The 15,370-nt window shown below is 61.5% G+C and carries 14 protein-coding genes; 10 read left to right on the top strand and 4 right to left on the bottom strand.

Annotation, left to right across the window (positions count from 1 at the left end; translation table 11 throughout):
• The first annotated feature begins 190 nt into the window (after positions 1-190).
• The 9 genes from thrS to AAGT95_RS16540 all read left to right on the top strand — a co-directional run bounded on the left by thrS (position 191) and on the right by AAGT95_RS16540 (position 8,259).
• Positions 191-2,101: a threonine--tRNA ligase gene (gene thrS / locus AAGT95_RS16580; RefSeq protein WP_110599546.1), complete on the top strand. Its 1,911-nt coding sequence runs from the start codon at positions 191-193 to the stop codon at positions 2,099-2,101.
• Positions 2,102-2,183: 82 nt separating this feature from the next.
• Positions 2,184-2,675 (top strand): translation initiation factor IF-3, encoded by a 492-nt coding sequence (gene infC, locus AAGT95_RS16575; RefSeq protein ID WP_071230089.1) that lies wholly within the window; start codon positions 2,184-2,186, stop codon positions 2,673-2,675.
• A gap of 90 nt (positions 2,676-2,765) precedes the next feature.
• Entirely contained in the window at positions 2,766-2,960 is a 195-nt protein-coding gene (gene rpmI / locus AAGT95_RS16570; protein ID WP_071230088.1) for a 50S ribosomal protein L35, read from the top strand.
• A gap of 36 nt (positions 2,961-2,996) precedes the next feature.
• Positions 2,997-3,347, top strand: a complete 351-nt coding sequence (rplT, locus tag AAGT95_RS16565; protein WP_110599548.1) for a 50S ribosomal protein L20 — start codon at positions 2,997-2,999, stop codon at positions 3,345-3,347.
• A 149-nt stretch (positions 3,348-3,496) separates the two neighbouring features.
• Entirely contained in the window at positions 3,497-4,516 is a 1,020-nt protein-coding gene (gene pheS, locus AAGT95_RS16560; protein ID WP_110599550.1) for a phenylalanine--tRNA ligase subunit alpha, read from the top strand.
• A gap of 28 nt (positions 4,517-4,544) precedes the next feature.
• Positions 4,545-6,926, top strand: a complete 2,382-nt coding sequence (gene pheT, locus AAGT95_RS16555) for a phenylalanine--tRNA ligase subunit beta (protein ID WP_342594506.1) — start codon at positions 4,545-4,547, stop codon at positions 6,924-6,926.
• A gap of 28 nt (positions 6,927-6,954) precedes the next feature.
• Entirely contained in the window at positions 6,955-7,263 is a 309-nt protein-coding gene (gene ihfA / locus AAGT95_RS16550; protein WP_110599554.1) for an integration host factor subunit alpha, read from the top strand.
• Positions 7,264-7,411: 148 nt separating this feature from the next.
• On the top strand, positions 7,412-7,873 hold the full coding sequence (locus tag AAGT95_RS16545) for a flavodoxin domain-containing protein (RefSeq protein WP_342594505.1): 462 nt from the start codon (positions 7,412-7,414) through the stop codon (positions 7,871-7,873).
• The gene (locus AAGT95_RS16540) at positions 7,870-8,259 is read left to right on the top strand and encodes a hypothetical protein (protein WP_110599558.1); all 390 of its coding nucleotides are present in this window, start codon (positions 7,870-7,872) and stop codon (positions 8,257-8,259) included. The genes AAGT95_RS16545 and AAGT95_RS16540 overlap by 4 nt, the downstream gene beginning before the upstream one ends.
• 227 nt (positions 8,260-8,486) lie before the next feature.
• On the opposite strand, the gene ppnN is transcribed toward AAGT95_RS16540, so the two are convergent.
• Positions 8,487-9,851, bottom strand: a complete 1,365-nt coding sequence (gene ppnN / locus AAGT95_RS16535) for a nucleotide 5'-monophosphate nucleosidase PpnN (protein WP_110708869.1) — start codon at positions 9,849-9,851, stop codon at positions 8,487-8,489.
• Between the two features lie 33 nt (positions 9,852-9,884).
• A complete protein-coding gene (locus tag AAGT95_RS16530; RefSeq protein ID WP_110599562.1) occupies positions 9,885-10,214 on the bottom strand; it encodes a YfcL family protein in 330 nt (109 codons plus the stop codon).
• Between the two features lie 268 nt (positions 10,215-10,482).
• Here AAGT95_RS16530 and AAGT95_RS16525 point away from each other — a divergent pair, with 268 nt between their 5' ends.
• Positions 10,483-11,403 (top strand): LysR family transcriptional regulator, encoded by a 921-nt coding sequence (locus tag AAGT95_RS16525; protein WP_342594504.1) that lies wholly within the window; start codon positions 10,483-10,485, stop codon positions 11,401-11,403.
• A 132-nt stretch (positions 11,404-11,535) separates the two neighbouring features.
• Here AAGT95_RS16525 and gcvP read toward each other — a convergent pair whose 3' ends face one another.
• Positions 11,536-14,436: an aminomethyl-transferring glycine dehydrogenase gene (gcvP, locus tag AAGT95_RS16520; RefSeq protein ID WP_342594503.1), complete on the bottom strand. Its 2,901-nt coding sequence runs from the start codon at positions 14,434-14,436 to the stop codon at positions 11,536-11,538.
• A gap of 88 nt (positions 14,437-14,524) precedes the next feature.
• Entirely contained in the window at positions 14,525-14,929 is a 405-nt protein-coding gene (gene gcvH, locus AAGT95_RS16515) for a glycine cleavage system protein GcvH (protein WP_110599568.1), read from the bottom strand.
• Positions 14,930-15,370: the final 441 nt, after the last annotated feature.

The following is a 15,370-nucleotide window of genomic DNA, read 5'->3' as shown; positions in this document are numbered from 1 at the left end:
GGTCAAGCGGCTTTCCCGCTGCTAGTCTACTGCTCCTCGTAATTGCCGAAGGGCGATGCCAATCCACCTCCCCCGCGTATCGGTCGGCCTGCCCGTATGCAGGTCCTGTCGCATGGAGGGGGTGCTCTGTTGATCGATCGAGTTCATGTGGTCTTTGGTGTGGACCACCACTGAATGTAAGGATGTTTTGATGCCTATTGTGACACTGCCCGACGGCAGTCAAAGAACGTTTGAAGAACCCATTACCGTGATGCAGCTGGCCGAATCCATCGGCCCTGGGCTGGCCAAGGCATGCATCGCGGGAAAGATAGACGGCGTTGAAGTCGATGCCGCCGACGTCATCGACCGTGACGCCGAGGTGGCGATTCTGACCGCCCGCGACGAAGAGGGGGTCGCGATCATTCGTCACTCGTGCGCCCACCTGCTGGGGCATGCGGTGAAGCAGTTGTATCCGGACGCCAAAATGGCCATCGGCCCGGTGATCGATGACGGTTTCTACTACGACATCGATTTTGCAACCTCGCTCTCTTCCGAGGACCTGGAGGCCATCGAGGCGCGGATGAAATCGCTCATCGAGCAGGAGTACGATGTCGTTCGAGAGTATGTCGATCGCTCTGAAGCCCTGTCGGTCTTCGTGTCCCGGGACGAGCCTTACAAGCAGGAGATCGTCGAGGGTATTCCTGAGAACGAGACCATTCGTCTCTATCATCACCAGGAATACATCGACATGTGTCGCGGCCCCCACGTGCCGAACACTCGCCACCTCAAGGCGTTCAAGCTGACCAAGCTGGCCGGTGCCTATTGGCGTGGCGATGCATCGAAGCGCATGTTGACGAGGATCTACGGCACGGCCTGGGGCGACAAGAAAGCGCTGAAGGCGTACCTGACTCGGCTGGAGGAGGCCGAGAAGCGCGATCACCGCAAGCTGGCACGGCGTTTCGACTTCTTTCACATGCAGGAAGAAGCGCCAGGCATGGTGTTCTGGCACCCTCGCGGTTGGACGCTTTGGCAAGTCGTCGAGCAGTACATGCGAGGCGTCTACAAGCGTAGCGGGTATCAGGAGATCAAGTGTCCCCAGGTGATGGACGTGTCGCTGTGGAAGAAGTCCGGGCACTGGGACAACTATGCCGACAACATGTTCTTCACCGAGTCGGAAAAGCGTGAGTATGCGCTCAAGCCGATGAACTGCCCTGGGCATGTCCAGGTGTTCAATTCGGGCTTGCGCAGCTATCGTGAGTTGCCGATTCGCTATGGCGAGTTCGGTGGCTGCCATCGCAACGAGCCTTCGGGCGCCTTACACGGTATCATGCGGGTCCGAGCATTCACTCAGGACGATGGGCATGTCTTCTGTACCGAGGGGCAGATCGAGCCCGAGGTGACTGCCTTTCATCGCCAGGCGCTCGAGGTCTATGGTGACTTCGGCTTCGAGGATATCGCCGTCAAGATCGCGCTGCGTCCCGACAAGCGCCTCGGCAGTGACGAGACGTGGGATCGTGCGGAGGATGCACTTCGCGCAGCGCTTAGCAACTGCGACGTCGAGTGGCAGGAGCTGCCTGGCGAGGGCGCTTTCTATGGCCCGAAGATCGAATACCACATGAAGGACTGCCTGGGGCGTGAGTGGCAGGTCGGAACCATGCAGGTCGACTTCATGATGCCGAGTCGCCTGGGAGCACAGTACGTCGCCGAAGATGGCTCGCGTCAGGTGCCGGTCATGCTGCATCGTGCCATCGTGGGCTCGATGGAGCGTTTTGTCGGTATCTTGATCGAACATTATGCCGGGGCCTTGCCCTTGTGGCTCTCTCCGGTCCAGGCTGTGGTGCTCAATATCACGGATGCTCAGCGTGATTATGCCGAAAAACTCGCAAAACGCTTGCGTGAAGCGGGTTTCCGGGTCGAGTCGGACTTGAGGAATGAGAAGATCGGCTTTAAAATCCGCGAGCATACGCTGCAGAAGATTCCTTATCTGCTGGTTGTCGGCGATAAGGAAGTCGAATCGGGTGCCGTTGCAGTGCGTACTCGGTCCGGTGAGGATCTTGGGTCGCTATCGGTGGAGGCGCTGCTGGCGCAGCTCCAGCGAGATGGCCAGCCGGACAGGCACTGAGCAGCAACGTTAATCGCCAAACGGAGATCTAACGATCAAGCGTAATAATCAGCGCGGGCGCCCTCAGGAAAAGCGCGCGCCCATCAACGACCGTATTCGTGCAGACGAAGTTCGCCTTATCGATGCCGAGGGCGAACAGGTGGGAGTCGTTCCCATGCAAGAGGCGCTGGAACGCGCCGAGGAAGCCGGAATGGATCTCGTTCAGATTTCCAATGCCGATCCCATCGTCTGTAAAATCATGGACTACGGCAAGTTCCTCTTCGAGCAGAAGAAGCAGAAGTCTGCTCAGAAGAAGAAGACCAAACAGATCCAGGTCAAGGAAGTCAAATTCCGGCCTGGCACGGACGAGGGTGACTATCAGGTGAAGTTGAAAAACCTGATACGTTTCCTCGAAGGTGGCGACAAGGGTAAGGTCACGTTGCGTTTTCGGGGTCGTGAAATGGCACACCAGGACATCGGTCGTCGACTGATGGAACGGATTGCCGCCGATCTCGAAGAGCTGGCCGCTGTCGAGTCCTTCCCCAAGATGGAAGGTCGGCAGATGATCATGATCCTTGCGCCCAAGAAGAAGTGATCCGCTGGCAAGTCGAACGGGGCGTGGCGAGTGCGAACTCGTCACGTCCGGCCTCGGGTTTTCTCAATAAAACGGAGTGGAGTTTTTCCCATGCCGAAAATCAAGAGCAACAGTGGCGCTGCCAAGCGCTTCAAGAAGACTGGTAACGGCTTCAAGCACAAGCAGTCTTTTCGTAGTCACATCCTGACCAAGAAGTCCACCAAGCGTAAGCGTCAGTTGCGTGGCATGAAGCAGGTACACGCTGCCGACAAGCAGCTCGTCACCCGCATGCTGCCCAACCTGTAACACTTGGTCGTCAGTCTTTAACGTCAGGAGAGTACTATGTCTCGCGTCAAGCGTGGTGTCGTCGCACGTCGTCGTCACAAGAAGATCATGAAGCAGGCCAAGGGCTATTACGGTGCGCGCTCGCGCGTTTTCCGCGTAGCCAAGCAGGCCGTTATCAAAGCCGGGCAGTATGCGTATCGCGACCGCCGCCAGCGCAAGCGTCAATTCCGCGCTCTGTGGATTACGCGTATCAATGCGGCGGCTCGCGTCAACGGCATGTCCTACAGTCGTTTCGTGGCGGGTCTGAAGAAGGCCGGCATCGAGATCGACCGCAAGGTGCTGGCTGATCTGGCAGTTCACGAAAAAGCGACCTTTACGGCGCTCGTCGAGAAAGCCAAAGCTGCATAAGCGGGTCATGCCTTGCCTTTGACGGGCAATGAGTTGTACGACCGATCCAGGGGAAGAGCAGCTGCTCTTCCCCTGTTTTTTTATACCGTTTTGCTGCGTGGCCCATGACAGGCGGCGCGGCATGCCGAACGACAAGCGGAGCTCGACGGATGGATCATCTCCCTGCCCTGGTGAACGAGGCGAGAGCGGCGATCGCCGCTGCCGAAGACGCCCAAGCCCTGGACCAGGTGCGCGTGCGTTTTCTGGGCAAGAAAGGCGAGATCACGGCTTTGCTGAAGGGGCTGGGTCGGCTTTCCGCCGAAGAGCGCCCGGCGGCCGGTGAGCGCATCAACGAAGCCAAGCAGGCCTTGCAGGCGGACCTCGATCAGCGCAAGCAGGTGATCGATGAGGCTGCGTTGGCGGCCCAGCTCGAGGCCGAGCGCATCGATGTCACGCTCCCGGGGCGGGGCGAGGTCAACGGCGGGCTGCACCCCGTGACCAGAACGCTGGAGCGCATCGAATCGCTGTTTCAGCATATCGGTTTCGAGGTCGCCGTCGGTCCGGAGATCGAGGACGATTTCCATAACTTCGAAGCGCTCAACATCCCCGCCCACCATCCCGCCCGCGGCATGGCGGACACGTTCTATTTCGACGCGACACGTCTTCTTCGAACCCACACCTCGCCGGTTCAGGTTCGCACCATGCAGTCCCAGGAGCCGCCGATCCGCATCGTCTGTCCCGGTCGTGTCTATCGTAGCGACTCCGATCTGACGCACACGCCGATGTTTCACCAGGTGGAGGGGTTGCTGGTCGACGAAGGTGTCAGCTTCGCCGACCTCAAGGGTACGATTGCCGACTTCCTGCATGCGTTCTTCGAGCGTGATGACCTGGAAGTGCGGTTTCGACCCTCCTATTTCCCCTTTACCGAACCGTCTGCCGAGGTCGATATTCAGTGCGTGATGTGCCGGGGCGAGGGTTGTCGAGTCTGTTCCCAGAGTGGCTGGCTGGAGGTGATGGGGTGCGGCATGGTGCATCCGGCAGTATTCCGTCACTCGGGCATCGATCCGGAGCGCTATACAGGCTTCGCTTTCGGGATGGGAGCCGAGCGCTTGGCGATGCTGCGCTATGGCGTGAACGACCTCCGGTTGTTCTTCGATAACGACCTGCGTTTTCTGAGTCAGTTCAACTGAGTCCACCGCCCAGTCAAGGAGTGTCAAGATGAAGTTTTCCGAAGCATGGCTGCGCGAGTGGGTATCACCGGCGCTGGAGACGCAGGCCTTGGCCGATGCGATCACCATGGCGGGGCTCGAGGTCGATGCCGTCGAGCCTGTCGCCGCGACCTTCCATGGTGTGGTGGTGGCAACGGTGACCGACAAGTCGCCGCACCCCGACGCGGACAAGCTCAACGTCTGTCAGGTCGATGACGGCTCGGGTGAGCCGGTGCAGGTGGTGTGCGGCGCCCCCAACGTGGATATAGGGCAGCGGGTCCCGTTCGCGCGGGTAGGGGCGGTGCTGCCCGAGGATTTCAAGATCAAGAAAGCCAAGCTGCGGGGTGTGGAGTCCCGTGGCATGATCTGCTCGGCCTCCGAGCTCGGCTTGGAAGAGGGGCGTTCGGAGGGGATTTACGTGCTGCCGCCGGATGCGCCCACCGGGCAGGATTTTCGAACCTGGCTGGGCCTCGACGACCACACCATCGACGTCGACCTGACCCCCAACCGCGGTGACTGCCTCAGTCTGCGTGGAGTCGCACGCGAGGTGGGCAGCGTCACCGGTACCAAGGTCAGCGAGCCGACCGTCTCTACCGTCGTGGCCCGAAACAACGCCCAGTTCCCGGTCAGCGTGCAAGATGGCGAAGGGTGTCCCCGCTATCTCGGGCGTGTCATTCGCGACGTCGATGTGACCGCGAAGGCCCCGCTGTGGATGCGCGAACGCCTCCGTCGCAGTGGCATCCGCAGCATCGATCCGGCGGTCGATGTGACCAATTACGTCATGCTCGAGCTGGGCCAGCCCATGCACGCCTTTGACCTCGACGCGTTGCAGGGCGGCATCGAAGTCCGCCGCGCGGTTGTCGGCGAGCGCCTGACCTTGTTGGATGGGCAGGAGGTGGCGCTGGACGACTCCACGCTGGTGATCGCCGATCATAGCGGCCCGCTGGCGATCGCGGGGGTCATGGGTGGTGAATCTACCGGTGTCACGCCTCGGACACGCCATCTGTTTCTGGAGGCTGCCTTCTTTTCGCCCCTGGCCATCGCTGGCAAGGCGCGGGATTTCGGGCTGCACACCGACGCCTCGCACCGTTTCGAGAGAGGAGTGGATCCGGATATCACCCGCACCGCGATGGAGCGGGCCACCGAGTTGCTGCTCTCGATCGTCGGCGGCGCGCCCGGGCCCATCACCGAAGTAAGAAATCCCGCGACCCTTCCGCACCGGGGTAGCGTCGAGCTGCGCCGTGATCGTCTGGCTTCCTGCCTGGGCGTACGTCTGGCAGACGAGGAGATTCAGCGCATCTTCCGCTCGCTCGGCATGACCAGTTCGGTGTCGGGGCAGACCTGGCATGTGCAGGTGCCGAGCTGGCGCTTCGACGTGTCGATCGAGGAGGACCTGATCGAGGAGTTGGCGCGCATCCATGGCTACAACCGGCTGCCCGCCACGCGACCCCAGGCTCGTCTGTGGCTGAAGGCCGACGACGAGGCGACCCAGCCGCTGAAGCGTCTCCGCCGTCACATGGTGTCCAGGGGCTATCAGGAAGCCGTGACATACAGCTTCGTATCGCCCGAGCTGCAGTCGCTGATCGTGCCCGAGGGCGTTTCTCCCGCGTTGGCGAATCCGATCTCCAGCGACATGTCGGTCATGCGTCACAGTCTGTTCCCGGGATTGATCAAGGCGCTCACCCACAACCTCAATCGTCAGCAGCATCGCGTCAGGCTGTTCGAGACCGGGTTGGTGTTTCAGGGGGCGCTGGACGACCTGACCCAGACATCGATGTTCGGGGGCTTGATCTGTGGGCCGCGCAGTGCGGAAGGGTGGTCCGCCAGTCGCGAGGGAGTCGACTTCTTCGATCTGAAAGGCGACCTCGAGAGCCTGATGGCCATGAGTGGATGCATGGAGGAGTGGACATTCGTCTCGGCGTCGCATCCCGCTTTGCATCCGGGGCGCTCCGCCCGCCTCGAGCGTAACGGAGTGGCGGTCGGTTGGTTGGGTGCGCTGCATCCGGATATTCGCTCGCAGCTCGATATCAAGCCTGACGTTTATGTGTTCGAGGTCGAGCAGGAAGCCCTGACGCGCGGCGTCATACCAAAGTTCAAGCCGCTGTCGCGATATCCGGAAGTGCGCCGCGATCTGGCCTTCCTGGTGGATGAGAGCGTCGGCGTCACACCGCTGGTCGAGGCGATTCGGGCCCAGGCCGGCGAATGGTTGACTCGCTGGCAGCTGTTCGACGTCTATCAGGGTGCCGGTGTCGAGGCAGGCGTCAAGAGCGTTGCCCTGGGCTTGACCTGGCAGCATCCTTCGCGCACTCTCAATGACGAGGAAATCAATCAGTTAATCGCAGACGTGGTGCAGGCGGCGCAAGCTCGCTTCGGTGCCAGGCTGCGGAGTTGATCTGTCATCCTGCGCGAAGGGAGCGATCATGGGAGCGCTGACGAAAGCTGAGCTTGCGGAGCATCTTCACACCGAACTTGGCTTCTCCAAGCGAGAGGCCAAGTACATGGTAGAGACGTTCTTCGAGGAAATTCGCGGATGTCTGCGCGAGAATGAACAGGTCAAGCTCTCCGGGTTCGGCAATTTCGACCTGAGAGACAAGCGGGAGCGACCTGGGCGCAATCCCAAGACCGGCGAAGAGATCCCCATTTCCGCCCGGCGAGTCGTGACTTTCCGTCCCGGTCAGAAGCTCAAGGCCCGAGTCGAAAGCTTCGACGGTGAGTTGCAGGAAGAGTAAGCCGCCGGACTGGCCTCTTGGTCCCATGGATTTCGCGATCGCCTGCCAGCAGCACGCTGGCAGGCGATCGCGTTTTCATTTCCGGCGCGTGAGCCCCGCTGTCGGTGTGTGCTAAGCTCCCGCGCAAATCAACTGTCGACTGAGTGTTATGTCCAAGCTGAAGATCTTTGTCGGTACCGTCTACGGCGGTGCGCTCGATGTCGCCGAGCAGGTTTCTCCCTTGTTCGAACAGTCCGGTTATGACGTCACTATCGTCGAGCAGCCATCGCTGGAAGCGTTGACCGATGATATGCCCGACCTGGCACTGTTCTGTGTCTCCACCACGGGGAGCGGTGACTTTCCTGGCGATTTCGTGCCATTCGTCCGTGAGCTGAAGACCCGGTCGCCGAGTCTTGTGGCCCTGCGATATGGTCTGATCGCTCTGGGCGACAGCTCTTATGGCGACACGTTCTGCGGCGCCGGCCGGGCGCTCGACGAGATGCTCGCCGATCTCGGTGGGAAGCGATTGGGAGAACGTCTCGAGATCGATGCCATGGAGACGTTCATGGCGGATGATGCCGCGCTGCCCTGGGTGGAGGAGTGGCTGGCATCGCAGGGGTTGAAAGGATGACGGTTCAGCAGGGACCGGCGGCGTCGCGGGCATTGACCGCCACGCGCTGGAGCACGCTGCTCGGACTGTGGGTGGTGATGCTGGTCTCGCTGCCACGCTACTGGCTACTGCATGACATGACCCGGCTATCGCTGCTGGCCATCCTGGCTGCGGTGGTCACCGTCGCGTTGATAGGGTTGTGGTGTCTGATGGCCGCCGCCGAGCGTCACCGTTGTCGCGGCGCCGTGGGGCACCTGGTCGCCTGTCTCGCGGTCGGTGGTCTGCTGATCTCCGCCTGGCACTGGATCGATGTGGCGGCCGTTCATTGGGCGGTGGTGGTCTCTCAGGGGGCGGCCCTGGGACTGCTGATACACGTCGTGCTGCGTCTCTGGCGACGACGGCGCTAGATCCGGTCGGGTCCTGCCTGTTTTCCCGTCCTGCAGGACTGAAACTCGCCACCGTGTCCGACACGCCATCCGGCGATCGTCGTTGCCCCGAGAGCCGGAAAGGGGGCCGTCAAGGGCTTCTCTTTCCCACTCTTTCCTGTTCGATACCGTTTCCACTCGATTCAGAACCCCGGATCACGATCAGGCAGGCCTGATCGTGATCCGGGGCGGGCCGCTGGCAGTCGACGTTAGCCCAGGGTGTAGCAGGGCACGTATTCGCTGCCGGGCAGCTTCATGCGGCCCTGGGCGACGAACGATGTCAATAGCGCATCCAGGCGGGCCATCAGCTCGGGCTCGGCGTGCAGGCGGAAGGGGCCGCGCGCGGCGATGGCGCGTACGCCCGGTTCCTTGACGTTGCCGGCGACGATGCCCGAGAACGCCCGGCGCAGGTTGGCGGCGAGTTCGTGGTTCGGCTGATCGTGATGCAGGGCCAGCGCCGCCATGGCTTCGTGAGTCGGCTCGAAGGGCTGCTGGAAGCCGCGCTCGATATTGAGCCGCCAGTTGAAGTAGAAGGCGTCGTTCTGCTCGCGTCGGAATTCCGCCACCTTCTGGATGCCGTCGCGCATCAGGCGGGAGACGGTGATCGGGTCGTCCACGACGATGCGATAGTGACGACGGACCGACTCGCCGAGGGTATAGCACAGGAACTCGTCGATACGCTGGAAATAGTCCCGGGCACTCTCAGGACCGGTGAAAATGACCGGGAAGGGAATGTCGCGGTTGTCAGGGTGCATCAGGATCCCGAGCAGATACAGAATCTCTTCCGCCGTCCCCACGCCACCGGGGAAGACCACGATGCCATGCCCGATACGCACGAACGCTTCCAGACGTTTCTCGATGTCCGGCATGATCACCAGTTCGTTGACGATCGGATTGGGAGACTCGGCGGCGATGATGCCGGGCTCGGAAATCCCCAGATACCGACTGCCATGGCGCCGCTGTTTGGCGTGAGCGAGATTGGCGCCCTTCATGGGCCCTTTCATGGCGCCGGGACCGCAGCCGGTGCAGATGTCCAGCCCGCGCAGCCCCATGTGATACCCGACACCCTTGGTGTAGTCGTACTCTTCGCGGGTGATCGAATGCCCGCCCCAGCAGACCACCATGCTTGGCTCGTGCGCCGTGCGTAGGGTGCTGGCGTTACGCAGGATGTGGAAAACCGCGTTGGTGGCTCCCTCGTTGGTCTCCAGGTCGAACTTGGGGTTGTTCTGTATCTCGTTGTAGACGTAGACGATGTCACGCAGTACGGCGGACAACTGCTCGCGCACGCCGCGAATCATGCGACCGTCGACGAAAGCGCAGGCAGGGGCATTGGAGAGTTTGAGTCGGATGCCGCGATCCTGCTGCAGGACTTCGATGTCGAAGTCCTTGTAGGTCTCCATCACCGCCAGACCATCGTCGGTAGGGGTGTCGCAATTCAATATCGCCAGCGCGCAGCGGCGCACCAGGTCGTGAAGGCCACTGGTCGAGGTATCCCTGAGTCGATTGACTTCGGACTGAGAGAGCACCTCGAGGCTGCCCTCGGGGGAGACGATGGTCGATAGCGTCTCAGGCATGGACGGCATCCTCGTGCAAATAGGTTCGGTGATTCAGTGCTCGGCCCGCGCAGCGGCGGTTTGCCAGAGTCCCGCGATCTGTTCGCGATCGGCGTCGCTCATGTTGTCCTGAGCGAAAGTGCTCTCCAGCCATTGCCAGTAGGTGGCGTCGAAGTCTTCCGCTTCGACATCGGCGGGATCGTATTCGGCCATTTCCTGCACCAGACCGATCTGGGGAATCATGTAGCCGAGCGCGAACAGCTCGCTGTCATCGGCGCGCTGCTCCATCGCGAGAAGCGTTTGTTGCACGGCCTTGGCGCGCTGCGCAAAGGGATCAGACATAGCGTTTTTCAATCCTGAGTGAAAGCCCGTCAATGCTAACATAGGCGCCGGTCCCTATCGCAGTGGCGCGGGAGGGCGGATCAGACCGTCGTGGCGCCGCCCGGGTTCGGTAGGGTATCGGGATCGGAGATCCTGGGGAAAGGCCAGGACCTGGCCGGGCTTTTCTCGGACGTGACGGTGCGAGTTCGGGCATAAATTGTTATGATTGGAAAGTCCACAGGCGACAACGAGGCGTTATCGACTTTCGGCAGCAGCAGGCCATCGAATCGAAGCGCTTTAATTGCGTACAGCGTGAGTGATCCGCGTTTCCATGTTCAACGCCCAGTATTTCCGCACCTACATGATGCTCGTCGAGACAGGTAGCTTCACCCAGACCGCGGGCAAGCTGGACATGACGCAGCCGGGCGTCAGCCAGCACGTGCGCAAGCTCGAGGAGTATCTCGGCCGCTCTCTGCTCAATCGACATGGCCGTCGCTTCTCGTTGACCGACGCGGGACGTCGGGCCTACGACTATGCGGTGAAGCTCTTCGCCGAACACGAGCATTTTCGCCATTCACTGGATGATGATTCACCGGATAGCGGTGAATGTCGTATTGCCTCGCCCGGTAGTGTCGGCCTGATGTTCTACCCCTTTCTGCTGGGATATCAGCAGATGCATCCGGGGCTGACGGTCAACTACAGCTTCGCGTTCAACCACGAGATTGCTCAGGATGTGGTGGCCGGCCGTTACGACGTCGGTATCGTGACTGAAATCAGCAAGCATCCCGACTTGAGTTACGAGGCTTGGCATCAGGAGCCCCTGTGCCTGGTGGTACCGGCTGACTTCGCCGGCACCAGTCTCGGTGAACTGCTCGCGCTCGGGTTCGTCAACTACAACGACGGCAACACCAATGCGAGCCTGCTGTTGAAGAGCAACTTCGGCAGCGAGTTTCGCAGCATGAGCCACTTCCCGCGGCAGGGCTTCACCAATGAAGTGGGGCAGGTTCTGGATGCGGTGGCCAGGGGGCTGGGATTCACGGTCGTGTCGCGCCCGGTGCTGGAAACCTCGCCATGGCAGCGCCAGGTCAAGGAGGTCTCGCTGTCGAAACCGGTCTATGAGACCTTGCATCTGGTATCGCGAACCGACGTCGAACTGCCCAAGCGTTACCGCCAGTTGCTCGAGTCCTTTCGCCAGCAGCGACTCAACTCGCTATATGGTTATAGCGAACTGCCCGCCATGGAGCCGAATTAGGGCTTCGTCTGAAATTGCCCGCGCTTGCCCGCGTGGTGTCAAAAATCGGCTCACTGAACCCTATCCGTCCCTGGCGTAACGACAGCGGCCGCTCAGTGAGCGGCCGTTGTCGTTGGGTCCTTGCTGTGCGCTTCAGAGAGCCTCCCGATAGGCCTCGATCGGCGGACAGCTGCAGATCAGGTTGCGATCGCCGAAGACGTTGTCGACCCGATTGACCGCCGGCCAATACTTGGCCTCGCGCACGGCGTCGGTCGGGAACGCCGCCGTCTCCCGCGAGTAGGGGCGATTCCACGCTTCCTCGGTCACGTCCGTCATGGTGTGCGGCGCCAGTACCAGGGGATTGGTGTCCTTCGGCCACTCCCCGGATTCGACCCTGGCGATCTCTTCACGAATCGCGATCATGGCATCGCAGAAGCGGTCGATCTCGTAGCGAGACTCGGATTCGGTGGGTTCCACCATCAGCGTGCCCGCTACCGGGAACGACATCGTCGGGGCATGGAAACCATAGTCCATCAGACGCTTGGCGATATCCTCCTCGCTGATACCGGATGCCGCCTTGAGCGGGCGCACATCGAGAATGCACTCGTGGGCCACGGTGCCGTTGGCACCCTGATACAGCACCGGATAATGCGCCTCGAGCCGCCTGGCGATGTAATTGGCGTTGAGGATGGCCAGCTCGGTGGCTTCCCGTAGTCCGCGGGCGCCCATCATCTTGATGTAGGCCCAGGAGATCGGCAGGATCGAGGCGCTGCCGAAGGCGGCCGCCGAAACCGCGCCGGAATCCTTCTCGATGCCCTCCTGCGGGGTCACCACGTGATTGGGCAGGTGTGGCGCCAGGTGTGCCTTGACGCCGATGGGGCCCATACCCGGGCCGCCGCCGCCGTGCGGAATGCAGAAGGTCTTGTGCAGATTGAGATGGGAGACATCGCCGCCGTAGTCACCGGGGCGACAGAGCCCGACCTGGGCGTTCATGTTGGCGCCGTCGATGTAGACCTGGCCGCCATTGTCATGAACGATCCGACAAGCGTCACGAATGTTCTCTTCGAACACGCCGTGGGTCGATGGGTAGGTCAGCATGATGGCCGACAGATTGGCGCTGTGCTTCGCGGCCTTGGCTTCGAGGTCCGCCATGTCGATGTTGCCATCGCGGTCGCACTCGACGACAACCACCTTCATCTGGGCCATGGCCGCGGAGGCCGGGTTGGTGCCATGGGCGGAGCTGGGGATCAGACAGATATCGCGATGGCCTTCATCCACCGCGGCCTGATACCGCCGAATCGCGACCAGGCCGGCGTACTCGCCCTGAGCGCCCGAGTTCGGCTGCATCGAGATGCTGTCGTAACCGGTGATCTCGATCAGGAAATCGCTCAGCTCGGTGATCATCTGGCGGTAACCGGTGGTCTGCGCCGCGGGAGCGAAAGGATGGATGTTGGCAAACTCGGGCCAGGTGATCGGTATCATCTCGCTGGTGGCGTTCAACTTCATGGTGCAGGAACCCAGCGGGATCATCGCATGGGTCAGCGAGAGATCGCGATTTTCCAGGCGCTTGAGATAGCGCAGCATCTCGGTTTCGCTGCGAAAACGCTGGAAGTTGGGATGCTGCAGGAAGTCGCTCTGACGGCGGTAGGCGGCGGGGATTCCGCAGGCGTTGCCCTCGACGGCCTGATGATCGAGCTCGCTGACGGAAAGACCGTGCTCCTCGCCGATCAGCACGTCGAACAGCTCCGCCAGGTCGGCCGCGGTGGTGGTTTCGTTGAGGCTGACCCCGACTTCGCCATCGGCGGGATAGCGCAGGTTGATCTCGCGCGTCAATGCGCGGCCCTGAATCCGGTGGCTGTCGACACCGGACAGCGTCAGCGTGTCGAACCAGCTGTCGTGCTTGAGCGTAATCCCATGCTGCTCCAGGCCCAGTGCGAGCAGGGTCGTGAGGCGATGAATGCGGTCGGCGATGGTCCGCAGTCCGTCGGCACCATGATAGGTCGCGTAGAACCCGGCGATGTTCGCCAGCAGCGCCTGCGCGGTGCAGATGTTGGAGGTCGCCTTCTCGCGGCGGATGTGCTGCTCGCGAGTCTGCATCGCCATGCGCAGCGCCGGGCGTCCACGGCTGTCCTTGGAAACGCCGATCACCCGGCCGGGCAGGGAGCGCTTGAGCCCTTCGCTGGCGGCGAAGAAGGCGGCATGCGGGCCGCCGTAACCCATCGGCACGCCGAAACGCTGGGAGTTGCCCAGTACGATGTCCACGCCCATGGCGCCGGGCTCCTTCAGCCTGACCAGGCTCATCAGGTCGGCCGCGACGCAGGTCATGATCTGGCGCGAGCGGGCCTCGGCAACGAGGCTCTCGATATCGACGATGTCACCGTCGACACCGGGGTACTGCAGCAGCGCGCCGAAAACGTCTTCCTGCGCCAGCTGGCTCGCGGGTGCCACGACCAGCTCGAATCCGAGGTAGGCCGCCCGGGTGCGGAGCACGTCAAGGGTCTGGGGCAGTACGCTGTCGGCGACGAAGAAGCGCTGGCTCTTCTGCTTCTTGTTGGCGCGCCGGCAGAGCGCCATGGCTTCCGCCGCCGCCGTGGCCTCATCGAGCAGCGAGGCGTTGGCGATCGCCATCCCGGTCAGATCCATCACCATCTGCTGGAAGTTGAGCAGCCCTTCCAGACGTCCCTGGGCTATCTCGGGTTGGTACGGCGTATAGGCCGTGTACCAACCGGGATTCTCCAGCACGTTGCGCTGGATGACGGCAGGCAGGTGCGTCGGATAGTAGCCCTGACCGATGTAGCTCTTGAAGACCTTGTTCTGGCGGGCCAGACCCCGTAGATAGTCCAACGCCTCCGATTCGCCACGCGGGCCATCCAGATCCAGTTCCCGGCCAAGTCGGATTCCCTTGGGAATGGTGCGATCGATCAGCGTCTCCAGCGATGACATGTCGAGCGCTTTGAGCATCTCGGTGACGTCGAGAGAATTCGGGCCATTGTGACGCTGAATGAAGTCGGCGTGATTGGCCAGGTCAGTCAGAGGGCGAGTCTCGGTGGGCATGATCTATCCGGCGAGGTTGGCGGGAAAAGGGGCGGCCGTTCGACGACGATGGCAGCGAACGGCCGAGCGGGTAAAGACGAGGCGGCGATCAGTCGTCCTGATCTTCCTCGGCGGCGACCAGTTCGCGGTAGGCGTCCGCCGACATCAGCGACTCCAGATCGCCTTGATCGGTCAATTGCAGCTTGAGAATCCAGCCGTCACCATAGGGTGAATCGTTGACGGTTTCCGGCGCGTCCTCCAGCGACTCGTTGACCTCGACGATCTCTCCCGCCAGGGGGGAGTATAGGTCGGAGGCGGCCTTCACCGACTCGATGACGCCAAACTCGTCGCCGGCGTCCAGCTCCCGCCCGGGATCCGGAAGCTCGACGAAGACCACGTCACCGAGGGCTTCCTGGGCATGATCGGTGATACCGACGGTCACGGTGCCGTCGCCGTTGTCCAGCACCCATTCGTGGCTATCGGTGTACAGCAGGTTGTTGGGGATGTCGCTCATGGGAGTTTCCTATACGAAACAGTTTTCGATATGGGGAATTTTGGTGAGCATTATGCACGAATGCGGGATCGATTGGCATAGTCTCGAGCGTCTCCAGCGCACCTTTGCGCGGAGTGCGCTCCTAGGTTGAGCCCAGATCCACGAAACGTCCAGTGTCGGGAGACGATCTCCGCAGAGCCCCGGCATATACGCCACCGACCTCGGCCGCTCCGTCGCCTACCGCTGCCATAGGACATCGCCACGCCAGGGCCGGACACCCGGAATGGCGATGAGGAAAAAGTTTCTTATTGGAAACACCAGGCGCTTTTCGCTAAGGTGTATCTTCCCGTCACATGGGGTATGGCGGCGGCTGCTGGATGAATGCTTTGGAATAATTGTGAACGCGTAGTTGAATCCTCTATTGTTGCCACGCTTTGACTTATTAATGATCGATCGTGGCGG

The organism is Salinicola lusitanus, assembly GCF_038648475.1.
Classification (GTDB): domain Bacteria; phylum Pseudomonadota; class Gammaproteobacteria; order Pseudomonadales; family Halomonadaceae; genus Salinicola; species Salinicola lusitanus.
Note: the sequence above shows the minus strand (reverse complement) of the source record. Positions and strands in the feature narration are given on the sequence as shown.

Excerpts from the sequence above, each read along its gene's own strand:
- thrS (WP_110599546.1), top strand. The coding sequence starts at position 191 with ATGCCTATTGTGACACTGCCCGACGGCAGTCAAAGAACGTTTGAAGAA.
- rpmI (WP_071230088.1), top strand. The coding sequence starts at position 2,766 with ATGCCGAAAATCAAGAGCAACAGTGGCGCTGCCAAGCGCTTCAAGAAG.
- rplT (WP_110599548.1), top strand. The coding sequence starts at position 2,997 with ATGTCTCGCGTCAAGCGTGGTGTCGTCGCACGTCGTCGTCACAAGAAG.
- pheS (WP_110599550.1), top strand. The coding sequence starts at position 3,497 with ATGGATCATCTCCCTGCCCTGGTGAACGAGGCGAGAGCGGCGATCGCC.
- pheT (WP_342594506.1), top strand. The coding sequence starts at position 4,545 with ATGAAGTTTTCCGAAGCATGGCTGCGCGAGTGGGTATCACCGGCGCTG.
- ihfA (WP_110599554.1), top strand. The coding sequence starts at position 6,955 with ATGGGAGCGCTGACGAAAGCTGAGCTTGCGGAGCATCTTCACACCGAA.
- AAGT95_RS16545 (WP_342594505.1), top strand. The coding sequence starts at position 7,412 with ATGTCCAAGCTGAAGATCTTTGTCGGTACCGTCTACGGCGGTGCGCTC.
- AAGT95_RS16540 (WP_110599558.1), top strand. The coding sequence starts at position 7,870 with ATGACGGTTCAGCAGGGACCGGCGGCGTCGCGGGCATTGACCGCCACG.
- ppnN (WP_110708869.1), bottom strand. The coding sequence starts at position 9,851 with ATGCCTGAGACGCTATCGACCATCGTCTCCCCCGAGGGCAGCCTCGAG.
- AAGT95_RS16530 (WP_110599562.1), bottom strand. The coding sequence starts at position 10,214 with ATGTTAGCATTGACGGGCTTTCACTCAGGATTGAAAAACGCTATGTCT.
- AAGT95_RS16525 (WP_342594504.1), top strand. The coding sequence starts at position 10,483 with ATGTTCAACGCCCAGTATTTCCGCACCTACATGATGCTCGTCGAGACA.
- gcvP (WP_342594503.1), bottom strand. The coding sequence starts at position 14,436 with ATGCCCACCGAGACTCGCCCTCTGACTGACCTGGCCAATCACGCCGAC.
- gcvH (WP_110599568.1), bottom strand. The coding sequence starts at position 14,929 with ATGAGCGACATCCCCAACAACCTGCTGTACACCGATAGCCACGAATGG.